We start from the raw sequence: 20,951 nt of genomic DNA on the forward strand, positions 1-20,951 counted from the left end.
AATGACAACGGGCGAGCGGACGAAGAACGCCGCCCACGAATGGCACTCAAGGGAGAGTGTATGCCAAAAAGGGAAACCATCGAGGTCGAAGGCACTGTAACGGAGTCTCTGCCTAACGCCAGTTTCCGCGTGGAGCTGGCTAATGGGCACGAAGTGATGGCGTATGTGTCCGGCAAAATACGCATCAACTTCATTCGAGTACTGCCCGGCGACAAAGTTCTGGTGGAACTGTCGCCCTACGATCTCGCAAGGGGCAGGATAACCTACCGCTTCAAGTAACCACAATCGGGCTGTCCGCAATGCCCAAAATGCCATGCCAAGCGCATGGTGGGGCATGTTCACACTTCATACGGGGCAAATCTGCAAGATTCGCCTGATTTGCGCCCCAATCGCGCGCTGATTAGGCGGAATTTGGCAGTGGATATGCGGCAGCAGGAAAGGCAATCAGCATGAAAGTATCAGCATCGGTCAAAATCAGGTGCGCCAAGTGCCGCGTGATAAGGCGGCGCGGCAGAGTTCTGATTATTTGCGAGAATCCGAAGCACAAGCAGCGTCAAGGCTAGGAGGGACGCAATGGCGATTGTATCCGGCGTAAATATCCCCGACAACAAGCGCGTGGAAATCTCCTTGCGCAGTATCTACGGCATTGGTCCCTATCAGGCGAAGGACATCGTGGACAAGGCAGGCATCGTGGGCAATCCGCGAGTGCGCGAACTCGACGAGACCGACCTGACGCGAATCAGGGAAATCGTTGACCGCGAGAAGATGGTCGAAGGCGACCTGCGGCGCGAGGTGGACATGAACATTCGCCGCCTGATGGATGTGGGCACATACCGCGGCTTGCGCCACCGGCGTGGACTACCATCGCGCGGGCAGCGCACACGCACGAACGCCCGCACCAAGCGCGGCAGACGCCAGACCGTAGCCGGACGCGGCCAGCGCTCCACTACCAAGTAGCGCGCCAATTGCACAATTTTATCTCTACGGACAACAATCACGGAAAGGCAAGGCAGAATGCCGCGAAGACCGCGAACCAGGCGCAGAGAGCGCAGGTCCATCCCAATCGGGAAGGCATACATACAATCCACATTTAACAACACAATAATCACGCTGGTGGACCCGGAAGGCAATGTCATCTGCTGGGGCAGCTCAGGCACGGCAGGCTTTCGCGGATCGCGTAAGTCAACGGCGTTCGCCGCACAGCGCGCCGCAGAAGACGCAGCGCGCAAAGCCCGCGACAACGGATTGCGCCAAATAGAAGTCTTCGTCAGGGGACCCGGCGCCGGCAGAGAGGCCGCTATCCGCACGCTGCAAGCGCAAGGCTTGCTGGTAACGAGCATCCGCGATGTTACGCCCATCCCGCACAACGGCGCGCGACCTCGCAAGCGGCGGCGCGTATAGCCGCAGCAAAGCGAACAGGCATAACAAGTGGAACAGCCGGAGCAGCCCACACATCAGTCACCGTTCAAACGCAGCCCGTTCGAGATTGTCGGGGAGTGCCTCGGCATCTATGCCAGACACTTTCGGAAACTCTTCCTGATTGCGCTGATAGTCCAAGTTCCTTTGGCAGTCTTGGGGTTCGCTATGGCGGACAGTCTGCCCGAGGCAGAAGACCTAGAGCGCCTTCAAGTCAACTTCATGGGCGACCCGCGAGCGTCCTTACCGGAGACTGCGACGTATTCGATGACGGATACGCAGGAACTACCCGAACCTCTGACAAGCGATGAGATTGTCGGATTTGCGACTTCGGTGGCTAGTTTGTTCATCGCAACGCTGATCCTGCAAACCTTCGCAAGCGGGGTAACCGTAGTGGCGGTTGCTATGCAGTACGCAACCGGACGGATAGATGTAGGCGTGTGCTATGGCAGGGCTTGGTGGCGAGTGCTTTCGCTTGTCATTCTAGGTTTGTTGCTGTTTGGCTTAATCGTGCTAATGGTAGCGGGCTTAGTGCTGTTCATTGTGCCCGGCATAGTCATAATTGTGCTGATAATCTACTGGTCTGTGGATGTGTCGGCGGTTGTGATAGAAGGCTACAAACCGATGTCGGCATTGAAGCGAAGTTTTGAGTTGGTGCGCGGAAATTGGTGGAGAACATTCGCGGCATTGATACTGATGACGCTTGTAGTCTTTGGACTGTCTATCGTGTTGACGCTGCTGCTAACAGTTCCGATGATGCTAATAGGAAATGAAGGGGTTATAACGCAGGCGGCGAATGCGCTACTAGGAATGCTGACGAATGCGATTGTTGTACCGATAGCCGCAACTGTCGGCGCACTGATATACCTCGACCTGCGAGCGCGCAAAGAAGACTACGACATAGACACGCTAAGCCAAGAACTGGGCTTCGCGCCGCGAAACGGAAGTCAACCTGATTTACAGGATGGATAGGATTTAGTCCCTTCCCCATTGGCGGAGAAGGCGTCAAACAAAAAATCCCTTCCCCTTAATGGGGGAAGAGGCTAGGATGGCGGGGCCCCCGCTCAACAAACATCCTTTGGAGGGTGAAGAAGAGAAGAAATGGCAAGATACACCGATGCAGTATGCCGACAGTGCCGCCGAATTGGGGAAAAACTTTACCTCAAAGGCGAGCGCTGCTACACGCCCCGATGCGCTGTGGAGCGCCGCAGGAAGCCGCCCGGAGACAGCATTCCGCGGCGCAGGCGCTCGTCCGACTGGGCGCTCCAGCTCCGTGAGAAGCAGAAGGCGCGCTTCACTTATGGCGTGCTCGAAAAGCAGTTCAGGAAGTACTTCGAGATGGCGCGGGAAAACCCCGGCGTCACCGGCGATACGCTGCTGCAGCTGCTCGAGACGCGCTTGGACAATGTGGTGTTCCGCCTTTCCTTCGCAGAGTCGCGGCAGCACGCACGCCAGCTCGTCAACCACAGCCACTTCACGGTGAACGGCAGGCGCATGGACATCCCGTCGTACCTCGTGCAGCCGGGCGATGTCATCGCTTGGAAGCGCGGTGGCTCCAACGGCAGCGTGCCGCAGTTCATCCAGGACCTGACGGAGGGTCCGCCCAAGCGGACCGTGCCTATCTGGCTGCGGCTGGACGCCGGAAAGCGCGCCGGTGAGATGGTCGCGCTTCCGGACCCGTCCGAAATCGACACGAATATCGATGTGCGCCTAGTTGTGGAGTTCTACTCGAAGTAGCGCCGCCACTCGTCGAACTGCAATTGCACCACCGTGATACGGCGCTCATAGCGCGGACAGGAGATGCACTATATGGTCTTGGATTACACATTCGCACTTTCTGACATCCAAGAAGAAGAAGAAATAGAAATCACTACCGAGATAAATCAGATCGAATCCGCGGACAGGTATGGCAAGTTCGCGATCGAGCCGCTGGAGCCGGGCTTCGGCATGACGCTCGGCAATCCTCTGCGCCGCGTGCTTTACGGCTCGCTTACCGGCACGGCTATAACCTGGATTAAGATCGAAGACGTGCTGCATGAGTACGCCACGATACCCCACATGAAGGAAGAGGTCTCCGAGTTCCTGCTGAATGTCAAAGGCATTCGCCTGCGCTCCGAGACGGACCGGCCCGGCAAGTTGCGGCTGGAAGTCGCAGGTGAGGGCGAGGTGTGCGCCGCCGACATAATGGCGTCATCAAACTTCGAGGTGGTCAACCCTGAGCTGCACTTGGCGACACTCGATTCGCCGGAGGCAAAGCTCGCCGTCGAGTTCAATGTCGAACAGGGCGTCGGCTACAAGGAAGCCACAAGCGGCAGCGACCAAGTCATCGGCACGCTGCCCGTGGATGCCGTTTTCACGCCTATTCGCAAGGTCAATTATCGCGTAGAGCCGACGCGCGTCGGGCAGCGAACCGACTACGAACGGCTCGTCATCGAAGTATGGACAGACGGCACAGTCGAACCACTCGACGCGCTGCGGCAGTCCGGCGAAGTACTGATGAACAAGTTCTTCCTGTTCGCCAAAGTGCAGATGGATTCCAGCGAGGCAGGCAGCCCGGTGCTAATTCCGAGCATATCGCCGGAGAAGTACAACGTAACCGTCGAGACGCTGCAACTGTCATCAAGGACGCTGAACTGCCTCAAGCGCGCCGGCATCGACAAGGTTGGCGAAGTGCTTGAGAAGTCCAAGGAAGAACTGATAGCCATTCGCAACTTTGGCGAGAAGTCATACGCCGAGTTGTTCGACCAGCTTCGCGCAATGGATCTGCTGCCCGAAAATCTCGACCCGCAGAACATTGAAGAAGACGAAGAGCAAGCCGTCGCGGCCGTCGAAGAATAGCCTCATGTCCCTTGACATTCCCTACCCCTAACCCCTATGGGAAAGGTATAAGATGGGGCAATCTGAAATACATTCAATAGAAATTTCCAAGACAACATACTGATTAGGAGTAGAGAGGACGACAATGAGACACCGCCTCTCGGGAAGAAAGCTAAACCGCCCGACCGCGCACCGCATGCTGATGCTGCGCGGGATGGTTACGGACCTGCTCAGGCATGAGAGCATTAGGACAACGGAAGCGAAGGCGCGCGAAGTGCGCCCGCTCGCGGAGAAGGTCATTACGCGCGGCAAGCACGGGACGCTGCACGACCGCAGACAAGCCGCCGCGTTCCTGACCGACGACGATGTGCTGAGAAAGGTGTTCGACGAATTAGCCGACCGCTACGAAGACAGGCCCGGCGGCTACACGCGCATCACCAAGCTAGGACCCCGCAAGGGTGACGCCGCACCAATGGCTGTCCTAGAACTTATGCCATAGCGAAGTTCCTTCTCCCTTCGGGGAAGATTAGGATGGGGCATGGGGGCAATGAAATCGCCCACCTTCCCCTGAAAGCAACTTGCAGAACCGGAAAGCACGCCGCTATATGCGACTTGCGTTAACAATCGAATACGAAGGCACGCGCTACCACGGTTTTCAGTATCAGGTAAATGCGCCATCGATACAAGCCGCGTTGGAGCAGGCGATAGAACGGCTGACCGGCGAGCGCGTGCGAATCAAGGGCGCGGGGCGCACGGACGCCGGCGTGCATGCAGAAGCGCAGGTCGTCGCGTTCGACACGGATTCGACGCATACTGCGGACACATTCGTGAGCGCGCTGAACCACCACCTGCCGCAGGACATCGCGGTGAAAGCGGCACACATCGTTGAGCCGGATTTCGACCCGCGAAGGCACGCGATAAGCCGCACATACCGATACAGCATCCTGAACAGCACGACGCCATCGCCAATGATGCGGAGGTTCGCCTGCCATATCCACGAGCCGCTGGATGTGCCCCGGATGCACGGCGCGACACGCCCGTTTATCGGCGAGCACGACTTCCGCAGGTTCGCGGCGCCATTGCCGCACGGCAAGTCTAGCAGCGTCCGCGCAATCTACGATGCTTCCGTGCGACAAGACGGCGATGTGATATACATTGGCGTTAGGGGCAGCGCGTTCCTGCAGCGCCAGGTGCGGCGAATGGCGGGCGCGCTGGTGGACATCGGACGCGGCAGGTTGTCGCCTGACGACCTGCAAGCGATGATAGACAATGCGCCCACGGACAAGATAGCGCACTCGCTGCCGGCGCATGGTCTGTGCCTAGTGAGAATAGAATACGCGAACTATCCCCCCTGCGCGAAGTGAAACTCGTTTCGCCGGACAGGGCAAATCGAACAATTGGAAAAGGTGAAGAAATGCCAAGAGGTAACAAGCCGTATCAGACGACGGCTGCGGAATTAGAACCGGAGTGGCATGTGGTTGATGCCGCCGACAAGACGCTCGGCAGGGTGTCGTCCGAAATCGCCGTGCTGCTTCAAGGCAAGCACAAGCCCATCTACGTGCCGCATCTGAACACCGGCGACTATGTGATTGTGGTGAACGCCGAGAAGATTCGGGTTACCGGCAAAAAGCTGGAACAAAAGATGTACTACCGGCACAGCGGCTATCACGGCGGCTTGACCGAGCGCACGCTGTCGGACATGCTAGAGCGCACGCCGACGCGCGTCATCACGCAGTCGGTCAAGGGCATGCTGCCCAAGAACGCGCTGGGCAGGCACATGCTCGCGCGAATGAAGGTGTACGCCGGACCGGACCACCCGCATCAGGCGCAGCTCGCGTCTGCCGCAGCCAAGCAAGGAGAGGAAGCCTAAATGACGACGATGCAGCAGCAGTATTACTACGCCACGGGCAGACGCAAGTCGGCTATCGCGCAGGTCCGCCTGTTCATGGAGAACGGCCCCATCGTGGTCAACGGCAAGCCAATCGAAGAAGCATTCCCGTGGGACAACTGGCGGCGCGAGATAATGGAGCCGTTCCGCATCGCGCGTGTCGGTGGTCAATTCCGCGTGGTGGCGAAGGTAACCGGCGGCGGCGTAACCGGGCAAGCGGGCGCACTGCGGCACGGCATATCGCGCGCGCTAATCGAAGCCGATCCATCGCTGCGAACGCCGCTCAAGCGAGCCGGTATGCTAACCCGAGACCCGCGAGTCAAGGAACGCCGCAAGTACGGTCTAAAGAAAGCCCGCAAGGCACAGCAGTACACGAAGCGGTAGTTTTTCTCCACATTCCACGAGAATAATGACAGGATTGGATGGCCTTACTGATACAGCATCCATCCAATCCCGTTACTTCCTGCCCACGTAGTTGGGTATTCCCCTACACCATCGCCCGCAGCGGGTCTATGTTCGCCTCGGCGTAGGGCATGTCGCCGCGTTCTACTCGGCGGACTATGTCCACTATGCCGTCGCAGAAGGGCGTGTCCACACCGACAACATCGCCGCGAGACGCGACAAAGCCGTTCAGGTAGTCAATCTCCGTGCGGCGTCCCTTCATCACATCTTGCAACATTGACGGGCGCCCCGCGCCCAAGCTGCTTGCGCCCTCCGCTAGGCGCGATTTCAGGTCTTCCATCGCCTCGGTGTTGTCGGTCGGCAGGTAGGCGTCCGCCGGCACGCCGCTTATCGGCTCGACCTGTATGCCCAGCGACTGCGCCACCCGCACGACCTCCGCCGCGATGTTGACGGACACATCGTTGACGCCGGGCGTACTCCTGACGGCTGCCGAACCCAGCCCTGTCGATGCCGCTATCGGGTTCGCCATGCTGTTGACGGCGAGCTTTGCCCAGCGCTCGCCCCAGATGTTGCAGCTGACCTTCGTCGGCGCGATGTCGTTCATCACTTCGGCAAGCGCGTTCACGCGGTCGGTGGGCAGACCGTTCAGCTCGCCAAGCGTGAACGACAGCTTCTCCGGGTCGCCGGTGTGAATCGCCTGCGCGGGTTCGTACAAGCCTGCGCCGAGCGTTATCACGCACGCGATTTCGCGCGAATAGCCGACGATTGGCGCAATCGTTTCGTCGTTGATGCCATTCTGCGCGGACACGATAACGCCCGTCGGCTTCAGAAAGCGCATCGCGTAGTGAGTCGCCCAAACGGTGTCGTACGACTTGACAGCGAGAAATATCGCGTCGAACGGCTCTGATATCTTGTTCGCGTCTCCGAGATGCACGGCGTTGACGCTTGTGGTGAACTCGCCATTCTCAGCTGAAATATGCAGCCCGTCGGCGTTCATCGTGTCCACATGCTCCGCCCAAGTGTCGATGAGTGTGATGTCGCGGCCTGCCCTAGACAGGTATCCGCCTATGACGCTGCCTATTGCGCCCGTCCCTACGATTGCAAGTCTCTCGAACATTCCTGTGTCCTCCGTATCGGTTAAATTATCCTATCCTATGCATCCTGCGCATTGATGTAATGTAGTCGTTACCCCAGCAGTTCGCGGCGCACTTCGTCTAGCCGGGCGCGCTGCTCGTCGGTTACATCCGCATACGGCTCGCCCTTCTGCCGAATACTGCCTGTGAACTCGGGAGCGCGCTTTTCTATGAACGCGCGTCTGCCTTCGTCACCGTCCGCGCTGAGCTGCGTGAGCAGCGTGTTCATCAGAGTCTGCACGCGCCACGCCTCCGTTACGGGCGTATCCCGGAATCTTATCACGAACTCTTTCATCATACGCACGGCGAGCGGTGGCATGCCAGCGATATGATTCGCCACTTCTTCGGCACGGGTCATAAGCAATTCGTGCGGCACGACCTCGTTGATGAGGTTCATCCGCAGCGCTTCCTTCGCGTCGAACGGTTCGTCCGTGAGCAGGATGCGCATCACATCGGCATAGGCAATCTGCTTCATCAAGTATGTCGCGCCGGGCCCATTGCCTACCCAGCCCTGGCTTAACAGCGCGAACTTGAAGCGCGCGTTCTCGGCGCTGGCGATGCGAATGTCGGTGGATGTGAGCATCAGGTAGAAACCCGCACCCGCCGCCCAGCCGTTGATCGCTCCGACGACAGGTTTCCAAATCTGCGGGTAATGGTCACCGAGCCGCCCGTCTGCCCCAATCTTCGCCGCGCCGTTCACCGTGCCGGACGGCGGCCAGAACACGGCTTCGGCGCGGATACGCTCGCGCTCTTCGACGGTGATGTCCGGTCTAGTGGCGAGATTGTGCCCGGCGCAGAAGTGCCGGTCGCCCTTGCCGGTCAGAATCGCCACGCGCACATTCCAATCGTCCCAGACTTCTTTCCACACTTCCGCCATTTCGTCCGAAGTCTGCCGGTCGAGAATATTCGCCTTCTGCTGATTGTCAATCGTTACATAGGCGATAGCGCCCTGCTTTTCATATTGAACTGCCATTGTTGTACCTCATGAGTTGGTCAGTGTTTAAGTAGGTCAGTTTGTTGGTAGGTCGGTTTGTCCAAAGTCCCTTCCGCCTTGATGCGGAATGGTCAGGATGGGGATTATGACGCCCGAAGGTGCATTCACGCTACATTCTGAACTAACCCACATCATTGGATTGGTATCTGATAAATCGTCCTAGTATATGATTTGCCGCTCAATCAAGTCATGAATTTCATCATCGGACAGCCCTAGCAATTCGCCGTACACATAGGCATTGTGCTGCCCTAATACGGGCGCGGCGGTGATGCGCGGCGCGGGACCGCCATCGAAGCGCCAGCCTAACGCGGGCAGGTCGCGCCGTTCTCCATCGCTTGTCGTAAGTGCGGTGAAGAAGCCGCCTTCGCGCAATTGTGAATCAGTGAAGACGCGCTGCGGATCTAAGTACGGCGCGGCGGATATGCCGGCGTCCTGCAGGATTTGCATGGCGTCGTAGTCGTCGTGTTTGCGCGTCCATTCGGTGATTGCGGCATCGATGAGTGCAGCGTGGTCGCGCCTGCCGTGTGCGCCGGACAACGAAATGTCATCTGCCAAATCCGGTCTGCCGATGATGGTACAGAGCCGGCACCACTCGTCATCGGTCCGCACGGCTATCGCAAGCCAGCGGTCATCGCCCTTGCAGCGATAGACATTATGCGGCGCGTGGTGCGTGTCCGCGTTGCCCATCGGTTGCGGCACACGGTCGTTCATCTGGTAGTCGAGCAGCGCTTCCGGAAGGCTTGCCGTCAGCGCCTCCGCCATGGAGAAGTCGATGTAGTTTCCCTCGCCGGTGGCGGCACGGTGGTTGAGCGCGGCAGTGGCAATCATCGCGAGTTCCATGCCGACCCACGGATCAGCCCACAGCCCACCCTTGATCGGCTCGGAATTCGGATAGCCGGAAATGGAGTTCCAGCCGGTGTAGTACTGTAGCAGACTGCCGTATGCCACATAGTCCTTGTCCGGACCGGAGTGCCCAGTGCCGGACGACGACACCATGATAATGTCCGATTTCGCCTGTCGCAGCGCGTCGTAGCCAAGCCCAAGCCGTTCGATTACGCCTGCCGCGAAGTTCTCCACAACAATATCCGACAATGAGACGAGGGACAGCGCGAGTTCCAAGCCTTCCGGACGCGATATATTCAGCGCGGCGTAGAGTTTGGACTGGTTGTATGCTTGAAACGGTGCACCTCGCGTGGACGGATCCGGACGGCGCGCGCTGCCCACCTTTATGACCTCCGCGCCCATCATCGCGAGAAAGCGCGTTGCAGTGGGGCCGGCTATTATCCAGCTAAGGTCAAGCACGCGCACGCCGGTCAACGGCAGGGATTGTCCGGGCACGGCTGTATCGGGCAGGTTGTCGTGCATGGCTAGGCGTCCTCGCGCAAGTAGATTTCGTTGTGCTGGCCGAGCAGCGGCGCGGGGCGTTCAGCCAATGGCAACGGCGTGCTGGGCAGATTGTACGGCGTGCCCGGGTATTGAAGCGCGCCGGCTATCGGGTGCTCTATCGTCTTGAAGAAACCGCGCTCCTTCAGGTGCAGGTCGTTAAACAGATCGTGCACCGTGTTCACCGGAAAGCAAGGGATGCGCCGCTCCTGCCCCATCCGCGCGATGTCGTGCTTGGAACGATGGCGTGTCCAATCGCCGACCAATTCCCACAAGGCGGCGAAGTTGCCTTCCCTACCTTCGCGCGTTAAGAAGCGGTCTTCGCTCGCCCAATCGGGACTGCCCATCAGCTCGACCCAGCGTTGCCATTGCGCGTCTTCGCGCGGCGAGATTGCGACATAGCCATCATTACACGGCAATATGCCGCCAACAGCGGACACCACGCCGCCGGTCGCCGCCTCTCGGACTTCTGATATTGAACGCGACGGCGGCGATTGATCGAAGGCGCAACTCGCAAGCGCGCTGATGAGATGCGTTGCCATCGCTTCGTACGCGGACGATTGGATGTGGCAGCCCTCGCCGCTCATCCGCCGGCGAAAGAGCGCCATCAGTGTGGCAGTCGCAGCCGACATTCCGGCGACAAGTTCGGCTTGATGCCCACCGGCGCGAATCGGCGGCTCGCTATCCGTGTCCGAAACTGGTCCAAGGAGGCTGTGTGCCTGCCCACTCATGTGAAAAAGCGTCAGCTCGGTAAGCCGATAACCTGCATAAGGTCCCCAAGTCCCGAATGGCGAAAGCGAGGTCATAATGAGCGCAGGGTTGTCTTCGATGAGATGCGCGTATCCCAGTTGTCTTTCGTCAAGCCAGCCTATTGGCATGCTCTCTATCACGATGTCGGATGCCCGCGCAAGTCGGCGTATCGCGTCAGGACAGCCTTCGGCATCAATGTCCACCGTTACGCCATGCTTGTTGGCGTTCAGCGCGAGGAACACGCCGCTCTTCTCCGGATGCGGCTCATCGCCGGGGAAGGGGCCCATACGCCGCGCGATGTCGCCCTCAAGCGGCTCGACCTTGACGACTTCCGCGCCGAGCTGCGCCAGAATCTTGCCGCAGTACGGCACGGACACCCCTTCGCCAATCTCTAGCGCTCTGATACCTTTCAGCAGACCGTCCGCCATGTGATTCTCGCTTGCAGTTACAAGATTCAGTTTGCTTCGCAACAGACTATATCACAATCGATGGTGTGGTCTTCGCGCATTCGCATACAGCGTCTTCGATAGTTCCTTTTCCCTAGCTGGTACAAGGGACTGAGTGAATTGGCATTCACCTTTTCCTACATATCTTGTCCATCCGGTCGATTGTGCCCGCCAATTCGCACAGGGGGGTGTGCTATAATTCGGCGCTGACGACGATGCTGCAAATTGCGCCTGACAGGGAGGACTGCCATGGAACTAGGCCTTTTTCTGATGCCCCTGCACTACCCACACAGACCTCACTACGAGACTTACGAAGAAGACCTTCAGCTGATGGCGCACGCGGACAGGTTGGGCTACAGCGAGACTTGGGTTGGCGAGCATTTCACGCTGCCGTGGGAAAACATGCCGTCGCCGGAGTTGTTCATCGCGCGGGCGTTGGGCGTTACGCAGCAGATGAAATTCGGCACGGGCGTGTCGCTGCTACACTACCATCACCCGGCGCATGTCGCGCACCGCATCGCCATGCTCGACCACATGGCGAAGGGGCGCATCTATCTAGGCATCGGATCGGGCGGACCATCGACCGACACCGAGCTGTTCGGGCTGGACACCGAACTCGGCGAACCGCGCGAGCGCCTGTACGAGGCAGTTGACCTCATCCTGAAGATATGGGAAGGGGAGCCTTTCGAGTACGACAGTAAGTTCTACGACGGCAGACTGCCGGAAGCCGTGCCGGAGCGTAGGCTTGGCTTTCACATGCTGCCGTATCAGAAGCCGCATCCGCCCGTCGCGGTCGCGGGCAGCAGTCCCTTCTCAGGCACGCTGGAGATTGTCGGCGAGCGCGGTTGGATGCCGTTGAGCACCTGTTTCCTGCACGACACATTCCTGCCGAGCCACTGGCAGGTAGTAACAAAGGGCGCCGCCAAGAGCAAAATCACGGCGTCGCGCAAAGACTGGCGCATCTCCCGCGAGGTGCATGTCGCGGAAGACGGCAACAAGGCACGCGAAGAGGCGTTCCACACCTTTGGCCGCTTCTTCACCGACTACTGGATCCCCCTGCTGGGCAGCGGCAGAGGCTTGGACGGCTTGAAGATCGACCCAAACATGCCGGACGAAGAGTTGACACCCGAATACATGCTGGAAAACCTATGGATAGTCGGCGACCCGGACGAGGTTACGCACAAGCTGCGCAAGCTGCACGACGAAGTAGGCGGCTTCGGCACGCTGCTAATGCTATGCCACGACTGGGAAGACAATCGCCAGCAGTGGCTAAACTCGCTAACGCTGATGAGCGAAGAAGTGCTGCCGAGACTGCCGTAGCGGAGTAATGCGCCACTCCGCACCTATGCGACCGGATGATGCGCCTACGACGGCTACTTGCCCAACAGCGCCGCAGTGTTCCCCTTGACCAGCACGGACACTTCGGCGGGCGGCATTCCGCAATCTAGCAGCGCGGCGATTGCCATTCGCATACCTTCGGCGGGCGGTGGGTTTTGCCATTGACCTAAAGCGGTTGTGATGATGCAATGGCGCGCGCCTATGGCACGGATTGTCTTGACGAGCTGCTGCGGTGTCATTGTGGCTCGCGATGGCATGCATGCGAGAAAGGCGAACTCGGCATAGGCGCCGAGCGCGATTATACGGTGTTGCTCGTCGGGTGTGGCGACTGCGAAGGTGTGCGGTGTGGCTATCAGGCGCTCGATGCCGGCGTCTTTCGCAGCGGCGAAAAGTGCGATTGCTTCCGATGACGATATGCGCCCTGATACAAGAGTCATATCGTTGGCGGCTATGATTTCTAGCGCTTCTCGGACGCCGGCGGTCAAGTTCCCGTTGTCGTCGGTTACTCTGACCCTATTGTAGTCCTGTGAGGGCATCGAGACTACTTGCGCACCCAGTCCGGCGGCGACTTGCACGGCGTCCGGGTTTATGCCGCCTACTGCGCTGTTGAGCGTTATCGAGCCGAATACACTCAAGCCAGGGTACATCTGGTTGAGCGCGTATGTCAGCGGCACGGTGTTGTAGTCTTGCGACCGGAGCACGAACCCACCCATCTCGGCTTCGTAGGCGCAACGGGCGACTTCCAGCGCGTCCATGCGGCGCAGTTGGCTGCCGTCCGGCGCTGCATGCACATGCAAGTCATACGCGCCGCGCAGCATCTCTTCGACCAGTTCGTTCATCGCCGCTCCAACAGGTTAGTTCAACACTGCCAATCCAGATCGTTTGCCAGTGGGCATCGCTGTCCATTCAAAGCCGCGAATTAGTGTACACTATTGGCAACGCTATCGCCCATGCGCCGTTATGCCTGAAACTGCATCTAAATAAGTGCAGGGTAGAAGCCCGAGAAATTCAAGACATTCTAATGGAGGACAACAGCATGCTGAACAAGCTGGGACGAATCAACCGCAGGCGAATGCCTACATTGGAGGACGACACGCCGCCGGGTCAGTTCGTTACAGAGAAGTTCCCAATACTGACATACGGCTCCACGCCGCGCATCAGCCTGGACACTTGGCAGTTTCGAGTATTCGGGAATGTCGAGGAAGAGATTACGCTCAACTGGGAAGAGTTCACCGCGCTTCCGCACATCAAACTGGACGCTGAGTTTCACTGTGTAACGCAGTGGAGCAAGCTGAAGAACACCTGGGAAGGCGTGGCGTTCAACGATGTGATGAAGCTGGTCAAGCCGAATGCCGATGTCACGCATGTGATGGCGCACTGCTACGGCGGCTATTCGACGAATCTGGCGCTTGATGTGATAACCGACGACGATGTGTTGTTCGCGTGGGCGCACGACGGCGAGCCGCTCGCCGAGGCGCATGGCGGTCCGCTGAGGCTGGTCGTGCCAAAGCGCTACGGCTGGAAAAGCGCGAAGTGGGTGAACGGGCTGGAGTTCATGACCGAGGACCGGCCCGGCTTCTGGGAGATACGCGGCTATCACATGGAAGGCGATCCGTGGAAGGAGCAGCGTTTCTGGGATGAGTTGATGTAGAGACAGTAGTTTGTCAGTCTATCAGCGCGTCAGTCGGACAACGAGTTGAAAAACTACCTGCTGATTTGCGTTAGGCTTGGGTATGTTGCGAGAAGGGAGGGTGTCTATGCAAACCACATCGAAATCCAAAAGCGCAGCTGCGAACTTGGACACGACGGCTAATCACAGACTTGGCACCCCGAATTGCCCGGTCGCTACCACCACTCTAGTGTTCAACACATTCAAGGAAGCGTTTCTGCATCCGACTGTTACAGGCACTCTGGAAATGCGAACAGGTAGAGTGGTAGCACGCGACGGGAGGCGGCTTGACTAGCCACCGACACTGGGATGTGAAAAAGCCCCTCTCATATTGGAGAGGGGCTTTGCTTTTGCCATCAAGCTGCCGTCAATTTGGCGCCGGATGGAACGGGCGCTCGTTAGATTCCGGAGCTATGCTGCCTTCTTCTTGCCGGCTTGGGCGGCGAGTTTTAGCGAGAAGAGGTCGGACTCTCTCGGGATGTCTATCACGTTGCCGCACTGGATGCACATGCGATACTCGCCGTAGATGTCGCGATTGGAATTCATGTCGCCGCCGCAGCGGTTGCAGGACTTCAGGTACACAGCCATTTGCCACCTCACTTATTTCTTTCCTGTCTTGACGCTTGTATTTAGCAGATTGCGTTCATCTGCAACTACACGAATAATGATATAATATTGACACGCATCGTGTCAAGATATAAACTATACATCGAATAGTGCTTCTATATTCAACGATTGCCAATGCCTTGTAGCAACAGCGCCTAATGCATCTACGACAATATCTGCAATTTGCAGTAGGCGTTGCGTATAATATAACGAGTGAAATGGCGATAGGTTAGCAGAACGGCGACATAGCACGAGTGCTTTCGTCAGTCGTGCTGCATCGCGGGAGGGAACATGAACAGACACCGGCATGCAAGCGAGCAACTGGATGGCGTCTATATCATCAGCGTGGCGGCACGCATCCTCGAAATGCATCCGCAGACGCTGCGCAAGTACGAGCGCATCGGACTCGTGCGCCCGTCCCGCACCGTGGGCATGCTGCGTCTGTACTCGGACGAAGATGTAGCACGGCTGCGGCTCATCAAGCATCTCGTCGGCGATATGGGATTGAACCTCGCCGGCGTGCAGCTCACCTTGCTCTTGTTCAACAGGCTGTTGCAGATGAAAGCCAAAGTGCGAAACCTCGAAGGCGAGGAACTCCGGCAGTCGCTTGACGACAGCATCGACGAGATGCTGGGCATGCTGCACGGGCAGACATAAGAGAATCGGACACAGCAATCACGGAGGACAAGAATTGAGCAGCGAAGAGAGACAAGAAGAAGACGCGCCAGCCCCGGACAGCAGCGAAGAATTACTGCGCCAAGTGCTTTCGGAGATGGAAACGCAGACGCTTCCTGAAGCGAAAGACGAAATGGAACGCGAACGCGACCAGTTCAAGGCGATGGCGCAGCGCGCGCAGGCGGACTTGGTCAACTACAGGCGGCGCGTGGACGAAGAGCGCCAGGAACTGCAGCGCAACGCGAATGCCAGCCTGTTGGCGAAGTTCCTAGGCGTGGTGGACGACTTCGAGCGCGCGATAGACATGCTGCCCGAAGACGCGGCGGCAGCGGGCTGGCAAGAAGGGCTGATGCTGGTCAAGCGCAATCTCGACCATCTGCTGGAATCCGAAGGCGTCAGTAAGATAGAGGCGGACGGAAAACAGTTCGATCCTTATGAGCACGAAGCGGTGCACTACTTGGAATCGCCCGACGCCGAAGACGGCTCTATCATTCAAGTATTCCGAGACGGCTATCGATTGCACGACCGAGTGTTGCGTGCATCGCAGGTCATCGTCGCGAAATCCGCGCAGGACGCGCAAACAGAATCGAACGATCAGTCAAGTTCGCAATAGACCCTGACACACATCATTCATCAGACACAGAACTCATTCAAGCTATTATTTTTCAGGAGAAACATAGATGGCAAATATACTCGGAATCGACCTCGGAACCACGAACTCGTGCATGGCGGTGATCGAAGCGGGCGAGCCGCGTGTGGTGGAGAACGCAGAGGGCGGGCGGACTACACCGTCGGTCGTGGGTTTGAACACGCGATCCAACGAGCGCTATGTAGGCACGACCGCCAAGCGCCAAGCGGTAACGAACCCGGAGAACACGGTCTATTCAGTGAAGCGGCTGATGGGCAGGCGCTTCGAGGACGACAGCGTGCAGCGCGACCTGTCGCTGCTGCCCTACAAGGTAGTGCAGCATACGAACAACGACGCCTATGTCGTAATGGGCGGCAAGAACCACGCGCCGCCGGAAATCTCCGCGATGGTGCTGCAAAAGCTGAAGCAGGACGCCGAGGCAAAGCTTGGCGAGAGCATCAACCAAGCCGTCATCACCGTACCGGCGTACTTCAACGATAGCCAACGCAACGCAACGAAGGACGCGGGCCGCATCGCCGGGCTAGAAGTGCTGCGCATCATCAACGAGCCGACGGCGGCATCGTTAGCCTACGGGCTGGACAAAAAGACCGACGAGACTATCGCGGTATATGACCTCGGCGGCGGTACATTTGACATCACTGTGCTGCAAATCGGCGAGGGCGTGTTTGAAGTCAAGGCGACGAACGGCGACACGCACCTGGGCGGCGACGACTTCGACGAGCGCATCGTGGACTGGATTGTGGAAGAGTTCCGGCGCGAGCAGGGCATCGACCTGAAGCAGGACGGCATGGCATTACAGCGTCTGCGCGAGGCGGCGGAGCGCGCGAAGATCGAACTTTCCACGCTGATGCAGTCCGAGATAAACCTGCCGTTCATCACCGCGGACGCATCCGGCCCCAAGCATCTGGTAATGAGCCTGTCGCGCTCCAAGCTGGAGCAGCTGGTCGCCGACCTCGTACAGCGCACGATTGACCCTTGCAGGAAGGCGATCTCAGACGCCGGCGTGAGCGTGGGCGAAATTGACGAAGTAATCCTTGTGGGCGGCATGACGCGCATGCCTGCGGTGCAAAAGGTCGTAACGGACCTGTTCGACAAAGAGCCGCATCAGGGCGTCAATCCGGACGAGGTAGTGGCGATTGGCGCAGCGATACAAGCAGGCGTGCTGCAAGGCGAAGTGCAGGATATTCTGCTGCTGGACGTTACTCCGCTCAGCCTAGGTATCGAGACGCTCGGCGGCGTGTCCACCACGCTTATCTCGCGCAACACGACAATCCCGACGGCGAAGAGCGAGACATTCACCACCGCAGCGGACAATCAGCCGAGCGTTGAGGTGCATGTGGTGCAGGGCGAGCGCAGCATGGCGGCTGAGAACAAGAGCATCGGCAGGTTCATCCTCGACGGCATACTGCCCGCGCCGAGGGGTGTGCCGCAGATCGAAGTTACATTCGACATCGATGCGAACGGCATCCTGAACGTGTCCGCGCAGGACAAGGGCACAGGCAAGGAGCAGCGCATCACCATCACGGCGAGCAGCGGCTTGGCGCAAAGTGAAATCGACCAGATGGTGCGCGACGCCGAGATGCATGCCGAGGAAGACGCGCGCCGCCGCGAAGATACGACCACACGCAACAACGCCGAGAACTTGGCATACAGCGCGGAAAAGCTGATTGCGGACAACACAGACAACCTGCCGGCAGACCTGAAGTCCACGGCAGAAAGCAAAATTGCCGCAGTACGCGCAGCCCTGAGTGGAGGCGACATAGCCGCGATTACCACTGCGTCCAACGAACTGCAAGAGGCGATACAGCAGCTCGGTCAGGCAGTGTACGCCCAAACAGGAGCGCCCGGCCAGCCCGGCGCGGCTCCCGGCGACATGCCGCCGGACGACGGCACCGTCGAAGGCGAATACCGTGAGGTTGACCCGAAGGAGTAAGGAGTGAGGTGGGCGGATAAGTCCTCCCAATCAACAACAGGGGCGGTTCTAAGTTAAACCGCCCCTGTCATTTTGTCCATGCCCCGGACACTATCTATTCTGAGTGCCGGCACGCGCTCGGTGTCTTCGTCGCCCTCTTGTCATTGTATTGATGCGCCCGGGAATCTTCTGTTTGCACTTAACTCTCATTTTCATTTAATCAGCGTGGTGTCGATGTGTAAACGGCGTGGGCCGTCAGCGGTTGGACTGCGAGCGCTGCACCCGTGCCCATGTGTCGCGCAGGGTTGTTGTGCGATTGAAAATGGGCTTGCCGGACATCGTATCGCGCGTGTCCACGCAGAAATAGCCTTGCCGCTCGAACTGATAGCGGCTGCCCGGAGACGCATCCGCAAGGCCCGGTTCGAGTTTGGCGGCTTCGACGACTACCAGCGATTCCGGGTTCAGGAGCGACAGCCAGTCCGCGCCGTCGTCGGCTTCTTCGTCGGGGTTCCAGCGCGTGAACAGGTGGTCGTAGAGGCGCACCTCGGCATCTATCGCGTGCGCGGCGGAAACCCAGTGCAGCGTGGCGCGCACGCGGCGTCCGTCCGGCGCGCTGCCGCCTCGCGTTTCCGGATCATAGGTGCAACGCAGTTCTATCACCTCGCCGTCATCGTCCTTCACTACTCCCTCACACTTGATGAAGTAGCCGTAGCGCAAGCGTACTTCGCGTCCGGGCGCGAGACGATAGAACCTACGCGGCGGGTCTTCCATAAAGTCATTGCGCTCGATGTACAGTTCGCGCGAGAACGGGACATTGCGCGTGCCGGCGGTCTCATCCTCAGGATTGTTCACGGCATCCAGCCAGTCTGTTTCTCCTTCGGGGTAGTTGGTGATGACGACCTTCAACGGACGGATAACAGCCATGGCGCGCGGCGCGGTCTTGTTCAGATGACCGCGGAGGCTGTGCTCTAACAGCGCGATGTCTATGATGGCGGCGTTCTTCGCCACGCCTATTCTGTCGCAGAAGTCGCGGATTGCCTCCGGCGTGTAGCCGCGCCTGCGAAAGCCGGCAATCGTTGGCATTCGCGGGTCGTCCCAGCCGTTCACATAGCCGCCTTCGACTAGGCGCAATAGACGGCGCTTGCTAAGCACGGTATGGCTCAGGTTTAGCCTCGCGAACTCTATCTGGCGCGGCTGGTACATGCCCAGTTCTCCCAAGAACCAGTCGTACAGCGGGCGATGATCTTCGTATTCCATCGTGCAAATGGAGTGCGTGATGTGCTCGATGGAGTCGGATTGCCCGTGCGCGAAGTCGTACATCGGATATATGCACCACTTGTCGCCGGTGCGGTGGTGCTCGGTGTTGAGTATGCGGTACATCACGGGGTCGCGCATGTTGATGTTGGGCGATGCCATGTCGATTTTGGCGCGCAGCACATGCGCGCCGTCCGGAAACTCGCCGTCTTTCATGCGCTCCAGCAGATCAATGTTCTCTTCGACTGAGCGCTCGCGGTAAGGGCTTTCCCTGCCCGGCTCGGTCAGCGTGCCGCGATACTCGCGTATCTCGTCCTGGCTGAGGCTGTCCACATACGCCTTGCCGTCTAGCACGAGCTGCTTGGCGAATTCGTAGAGTTCGTCGAAGTAGTCGGATGCGTAGAGTTCGCGGTCGTGCCAGTTGAAGCCCAGCCAGCGCACATCCTCTTTCTGCGATTCGACATATTCGACGCTTTCCTTTGTGGGGTTCGTGTCATCGAAGCGCAGGTTGCACAGCCCGCCGAAGTCGCGCGCCAAACCAAAGTTCAGGCAGATGGACTTGGCGTGCCCGATGTGCAGGTAGCCGTTCGGTTCGGGCGGGAAACGGGTGTGAACGCGCCGGTCGAACCTGCCGGATTCGTTGTCGTCGTTGATTGCCTGCTGAATGAAGTTAGACAATGCCGATTCTTCGTTGATAGTCATGGGTTACTACTTCCTTGTCTCATGCCGCCTAGACTCGTCCCAACCTCGCCGTCCGGGAGAAATTATTGTGAAAAGAATAACACATCCATAACTTTGCTGGTTGGCGACTATTGGCGGCAATTACCGTATGACGACGGCTCATCTGGCGAAAATGTGTCGCAACACGAAGGCGTAATTGTGGTAATATCAAGCGCGGAGCAGACCTCGTAGGGCTAGGCACAGTCAATTCGAGCCAATGCACCGCATCCTAGCCTTCCCCCACCAAGGGAAAATACAAACGGAAATCATGCACACTTCTGATATTTCAGGGGCATTAAGAAATGGCGGCAGTATTAGCTTGCCGTTTCACTTGATATAGATTTGACTTTTGGCAAGCGGACGCTTCACTGAAACGGCTTCGAGTCTGGGCGGCAAACACAATGGATGATACACACAGTCAAGAGCTGACGGCACGATTCATAGCGGCGGCAGAGTTTCTCAACCGGCAGATGCATTTGCACCGTCTGGACGCTTGGGAAAACCTGGGCCTGACCATTCCACAACTGCGAACTCTGATGTTGCTGGAAGAACAAGGCCCCATGCGAATGGGTGCCATATCCTCGCACTTGGGCAGAGCGCTGTCCGCAACCACTTCCGTCGTGGACCGCCTTGCGGAGAAGGGCCTAGTCGGGCGACTTGCGGACCCGGACGACAGGCGAGTGGTCCTGTGCGACCTGACCGATAGTGGACGCAGCACCGTCTACCAGTTCTGGCGACTCTCGGAGGACCGCACGCAAATGATAATAGATTCGCTCAGTCCGGAGCAGGTCGAAGCCGTCGTACGCGCTCTGGAAGTAGTTCAGGTCGCCGAGCAGGAAATCCAAGGGAATTATACGGAAAGGTTGACAAGATAACCAAGTCCTGCTATACTCAATATC

At 58.4% G+C, this 20,951-nt stretch carries 24 protein-coding genes; 18 read left to right on the forward strand and 6 right to left on the reverse strand.

Translation table 11 applies throughout. The features are described 5' to 3' along the window. Positions 1–60 precede the first annotated feature (60 nt). From infA to rpsI, 11 genes are all read left to right on the forward strand, one after another. A complete protein-coding gene (gene infA, locus F4X57_11425; protein ID MYC07759.1) occupies positions 61–279 on the forward strand; it encodes a translation initiation factor IF-1 in 219 nt (72 codons plus the stop codon). A gap of 170 nt (positions 280–449) precedes the next feature. Continuing rightward, entirely contained in the window at positions 450–563 is a 114-nt protein-coding gene (rpmJ, locus tag F4X57_11430) for a 50S ribosomal protein L36 (GenBank protein ID MYC07760.1), read from the forward strand. A gap of 10 nt (positions 564–573) precedes the next feature. Further along, positions 574–957 carry a 30S ribosomal protein S13 gene (gene rpsM / locus F4X57_11435; protein ID MYC07761.1) on the forward strand — a complete coding sequence of 128 codons (384 nt, stop codon included), beginning with the start codon at positions 574–576 and terminating at the stop codon, positions 955–957. A 57-nt stretch (positions 958–1,014) separates the two neighbouring features. Continuing rightward, positions 1,015–1,401 (forward strand): 30S ribosomal protein S11, encoded by a 387-nt coding sequence (rpsK, locus tag F4X57_11440; GenBank protein ID MYC07762.1) that lies wholly within the window; start codon positions 1,015–1,017, stop codon positions 1,399–1,401. 27 nt (positions 1,402–1,428) lie between these two features. Next, a complete protein-coding gene (locus tag F4X57_11445) occupies positions 1,429–2,388 on the forward strand; it encodes a hypothetical protein (protein ID MYC07763.1) in 960 nt (319 codons plus the stop codon). Positions 2,389–2,517: 129 nt separating this feature from the next. After that, positions 2,518–3,153 (forward strand): 30S ribosomal protein S4, encoded by a 636-nt coding sequence (rpsD, locus tag F4X57_11450; GenBank protein ID MYC07764.1) that lies wholly within the window; start codon positions 2,518–2,520, stop codon positions 3,151–3,153. 72 nt (positions 3,154–3,225) lie between these two features. Continuing rightward, positions 3,226–4,254: a DNA-directed RNA polymerase subunit alpha gene (locus F4X57_11455; GenBank protein MYC07765.1), complete on the forward strand. Its 1,029-nt coding sequence runs from the start codon at positions 3,226–3,228 to the stop codon at positions 4,252–4,254. Between the two features lie 124 nt (positions 4,255–4,378). Continuing rightward, the gene (locus F4X57_11460; GenBank protein ID MYC07766.1) at positions 4,379–4,732 is read left to right on the forward strand and encodes a 50S ribosomal protein L17; all 354 of its coding nucleotides are present in this window, start codon (positions 4,379–4,381) and stop codon (positions 4,730–4,732) included. 106 nt (positions 4,733–4,838) lie between these two features. Beyond that, positions 4,839–5,597, forward strand: coding sequence for a tRNA pseudouridine(38-40) synthase TruA (truA, locus tag F4X57_11465; protein MYC07767.1), 759 nt, complete (start codon positions 4,839–4,841; stop codon positions 5,595–5,597). A 50-nt stretch (positions 5,598–5,647) separates the two neighbouring features. Continuing rightward, the gene (gene rplM, locus F4X57_11470; protein MYC07768.1) at positions 5,648–6,103 is read left to right on the forward strand and encodes a 50S ribosomal protein L13; all 456 of its coding nucleotides are present in this window, start codon (positions 5,648–5,650) and stop codon (positions 6,101–6,103) included. Positions 6,104–6,112: 9 nt separating this feature from the next. After that, the gene (gene rpsI / locus F4X57_11475; GenBank protein MYC07769.1) at positions 6,113–6,505 is read left to right on the forward strand and encodes a 30S ribosomal protein S9; all 393 of its coding nucleotides are present in this window, start codon (positions 6,113–6,115) and stop codon (positions 6,503–6,505) included. Positions 6,506–6,608: 103 nt separating this feature from the next. Here the strand turns inward: rpsI and F4X57_11480 are convergent, their stop codons facing one another. The 4 genes from F4X57_11480 to F4X57_11495 form a co-directional block, all read right to left on the reverse strand. Further along, positions 6,609–7,640 (reverse strand): 2-dehydropantoate 2-reductase, encoded by a 1,032-nt coding sequence (locus tag F4X57_11480; GenBank protein MYC07770.1) that lies wholly within the window; start codon positions 7,638–7,640, stop codon positions 6,609–6,611. A gap of 68 nt (positions 7,641–7,708) precedes the next feature. Further along, entirely contained in the window at positions 7,709–8,629 is a 921-nt protein-coding gene (locus tag F4X57_11485; GenBank protein ID MYC07771.1) for a hypothetical protein, read from the reverse strand. A 180-nt stretch (positions 8,630–8,809) separates the two neighbouring features. Further along, positions 8,810–10,015: a CoA transferase gene (locus F4X57_11490; protein MYC07772.1), complete on the reverse strand. Its 1,206-nt coding sequence runs from the start codon at positions 10,013–10,015 to the stop codon at positions 8,810–8,812. 2 nt (positions 10,016–10,017) lie between these two features. Beyond that, the gene (locus tag F4X57_11495; protein ID MYC07773.1) at positions 10,018–11,253 is read right to left on the reverse strand and encodes a CoA transferase; all 1,236 of its coding nucleotides are present in this window, start codon (positions 11,251–11,253) and stop codon (positions 10,018–10,020) included. Between the two features lie 225 nt (positions 11,254–11,478). Here F4X57_11495 and F4X57_11500 point away from each other — a divergent pair, with 225 nt between their 5' ends. Next, complete coding sequence (locus tag F4X57_11500; GenBank protein ID MYC07774.1) at positions 11,479–12,549, forward strand: LLM class flavin-dependent oxidoreductase; 1,071 nt, start codon at positions 11,479–11,481, stop codon at positions 12,547–12,549. Positions 12,550–12,602: 53 nt separating this feature from the next. On the opposite strand, the gene F4X57_11505 is transcribed toward F4X57_11500, so the two are convergent. Next, positions 12,603–13,406, reverse strand: coding sequence for a hypothetical protein (locus tag F4X57_11505; GenBank protein ID MYC07775.1), 804 nt, complete (start codon positions 13,404–13,406; stop codon positions 12,603–12,605). Positions 13,407–13,639: 233 nt separating this feature from the next. Here F4X57_11505 and F4X57_11510 point away from each other — a divergent pair, with 233 nt between their 5' ends. The 5 genes from F4X57_11510 (at position 13,640) to dnaK (ending at position 18,099) form a co-directional block, all read left to right on the forward strand. Next, the gene (locus F4X57_11510; protein ID MYC07776.1) at positions 13,640–14,218 is read left to right on the forward strand and encodes a sulfite oxidase-like oxidoreductase; all 579 of its coding nucleotides are present in this window, start codon (positions 13,640–13,642) and stop codon (positions 14,216–14,218) included. Positions 14,219–14,324: 106 nt separating this feature from the next. Then, positions 14,325–14,531, forward strand: a complete 207-nt coding sequence (locus tag F4X57_11515; GenBank protein MYC07777.1) for a hypothetical protein — start codon at positions 14,325–14,327, stop codon at positions 14,529–14,531. Between the two features lie 602 nt (positions 14,532–15,133). Next, positions 15,134–15,499: a MerR family transcriptional regulator gene (locus F4X57_11520; protein MYC07778.1), complete on the forward strand. Its 366-nt coding sequence runs from the start codon at positions 15,134–15,136 to the stop codon at positions 15,497–15,499. A gap of 34 nt (positions 15,500–15,533) precedes the next feature. Next, a complete protein-coding gene (locus tag F4X57_11525) occupies positions 15,534–16,130 on the forward strand; it encodes a nucleotide exchange factor GrpE (protein ID MYC07779.1) in 597 nt (198 codons plus the stop codon). A gap of 67 nt (positions 16,131–16,197) precedes the next feature. Next, positions 16,198–18,099, forward strand: a complete 1,902-nt coding sequence (dnaK, locus tag F4X57_11530; GenBank protein ID MYC07780.1) for a molecular chaperone DnaK — start codon at positions 16,198–16,200, stop codon at positions 18,097–18,099. Positions 18,100–18,333: 234 nt separating this feature from the next. Here dnaK and F4X57_11535 read toward each other — a convergent pair whose 3' ends face one another. Continuing rightward, positions 18,334–20,034, reverse strand: a complete 1,701-nt coding sequence (locus F4X57_11535; protein MYC07781.1) for a glutamine--tRNA ligase/YqeY domain fusion protein — start codon at positions 20,032–20,034, stop codon at positions 18,334–18,336. A 419-nt stretch (positions 20,035–20,453) separates the two neighbouring features. On the opposite strand from F4X57_11535, the gene F4X57_11540 reads away from it, so the two are divergent. Beyond that, positions 20,454–20,927: a MarR family transcriptional regulator gene (locus F4X57_11540; protein ID MYC07782.1), complete on the forward strand. Its 474-nt coding sequence runs from the start codon at positions 20,454–20,456 to the stop codon at positions 20,925–20,927. Positions 20,928–20,951 lie beyond the last annotated feature (24 nt).

Source organism: Chloroflexota bacterium, from assembly GCA_009840355.1.
In the GTDB taxonomy this organism is placed as follows: domain Bacteria; phylum Chloroflexota; class Dehalococcoidia; order Lucifugimonadales; family JADFKI01; genus Bin90.

What these genes read in the sequence shown, in the direction of transcription:
- infA (MYC07759.1), top strand. Translation starts at nt 61, where the DNA reads ATGCCAAAAAGGGAAACCATCGAGGTCGAAGGCACTGTAACGGAGTCT.
- rpmJ (MYC07760.1), top strand. Translation starts at nt 450, where the DNA reads ATGAAAGTATCAGCATCGGTCAAAATCAGGTGCGCCAAGTGCCGCGTG.
- rpsM (MYC07761.1), top strand. Translation starts at nt 574, where the DNA reads ATGGCGATTGTATCCGGCGTAAATATCCCCGACAACAAGCGCGTGGAA.
- rpsK (MYC07762.1), top strand. Translation starts at nt 1,015, where the DNA reads ATGCCGCGAAGACCGCGAACCAGGCGCAGAGAGCGCAGGTCCATCCCA.
- rpsD (MYC07764.1), top strand. Translation starts at nt 2,518, where the DNA reads ATGGCAAGATACACCGATGCAGTATGCCGACAGTGCCGCCGAATTGGG.
- F4X57_11455 (MYC07765.1), top strand. Translation starts at nt 3,226, where the DNA reads ATGGTCTTGGATTACACATTCGCACTTTCTGACATCCAAGAAGAAGAA.
- F4X57_11460 (MYC07766.1), top strand. Translation starts at nt 4,379, where the DNA reads ATGAGACACCGCCTCTCGGGAAGAAAGCTAAACCGCCCGACCGCGCAC.
- truA (MYC07767.1), top strand. Translation starts at nt 4,839, where the DNA reads ATGCGACTTGCGTTAACAATCGAATACGAAGGCACGCGCTACCACGGT.
- rplM (MYC07768.1), top strand. Translation starts at nt 5,648, where the DNA reads ATGCCAAGAGGTAACAAGCCGTATCAGACGACGGCTGCGGAATTAGAA.
- rpsI (MYC07769.1), top strand. Translation starts at nt 6,113, where the DNA reads ATGCAGCAGCAGTATTACTACGCCACGGGCAGACGCAAGTCGGCTATC.
- F4X57_11480 (MYC07770.1), bottom strand. Translation starts at nt 7,640, where the DNA reads ATGTTCGAGAGACTTGCAATCGTAGGGACGGGCGCAATAGGCAGCGTC.
- F4X57_11485 (MYC07771.1), bottom strand. Translation starts at nt 8,629, where the DNA reads ATGGCAGTTCAATATGAAAAGCAGGGCGCTATCGCCTATGTAACGATT.
- F4X57_11490 (MYC07772.1), bottom strand. Translation starts at nt 10,015, where the DNA reads ATGCACGACAACCTGCCCGATACAGCCGTGCCCGGACAATCCCTGCCG.
- F4X57_11500 (MYC07774.1), top strand. Translation starts at nt 11,479, where the DNA reads ATGGAACTAGGCCTTTTTCTGATGCCCCTGCACTACCCACACAGACCT.
- F4X57_11505 (MYC07775.1), bottom strand. Translation starts at nt 13,406, where the DNA reads ATGAACGAACTGGTCGAAGAGATGCTGCGCGGCGCGTATGACTTGCAT.
- F4X57_11510 (MYC07776.1), top strand. Translation starts at nt 13,640, where the DNA reads ATGCCTACATTGGAGGACGACACGCCGCCGGGTCAGTTCGTTACAGAG.
- F4X57_11515 (MYC07777.1), top strand. Translation starts at nt 14,325, where the DNA reads ATGCAAACCACATCGAAATCCAAAAGCGCAGCTGCGAACTTGGACACG.
- F4X57_11520 (MYC07778.1), top strand. Translation starts at nt 15,134, where the DNA reads ATGAACAGACACCGGCATGCAAGCGAGCAACTGGATGGCGTCTATATC.
- dnaK (MYC07780.1), top strand. Translation starts at nt 16,198, where the DNA reads ATGGCAAATATACTCGGAATCGACCTCGGAACCACGAACTCGTGCATG.
- F4X57_11535 (MYC07781.1), bottom strand. Translation starts at nt 20,034, where the DNA reads ATGACTATCAACGAAGAATCGGCATTGTCTAACTTCATTCAGCAGGCA.
- F4X57_11540 (MYC07782.1), top strand. Translation starts at nt 20,454, where the DNA reads ATGGATGATACACACAGTCAAGAGCTGACGGCACGATTCATAGCGGCG.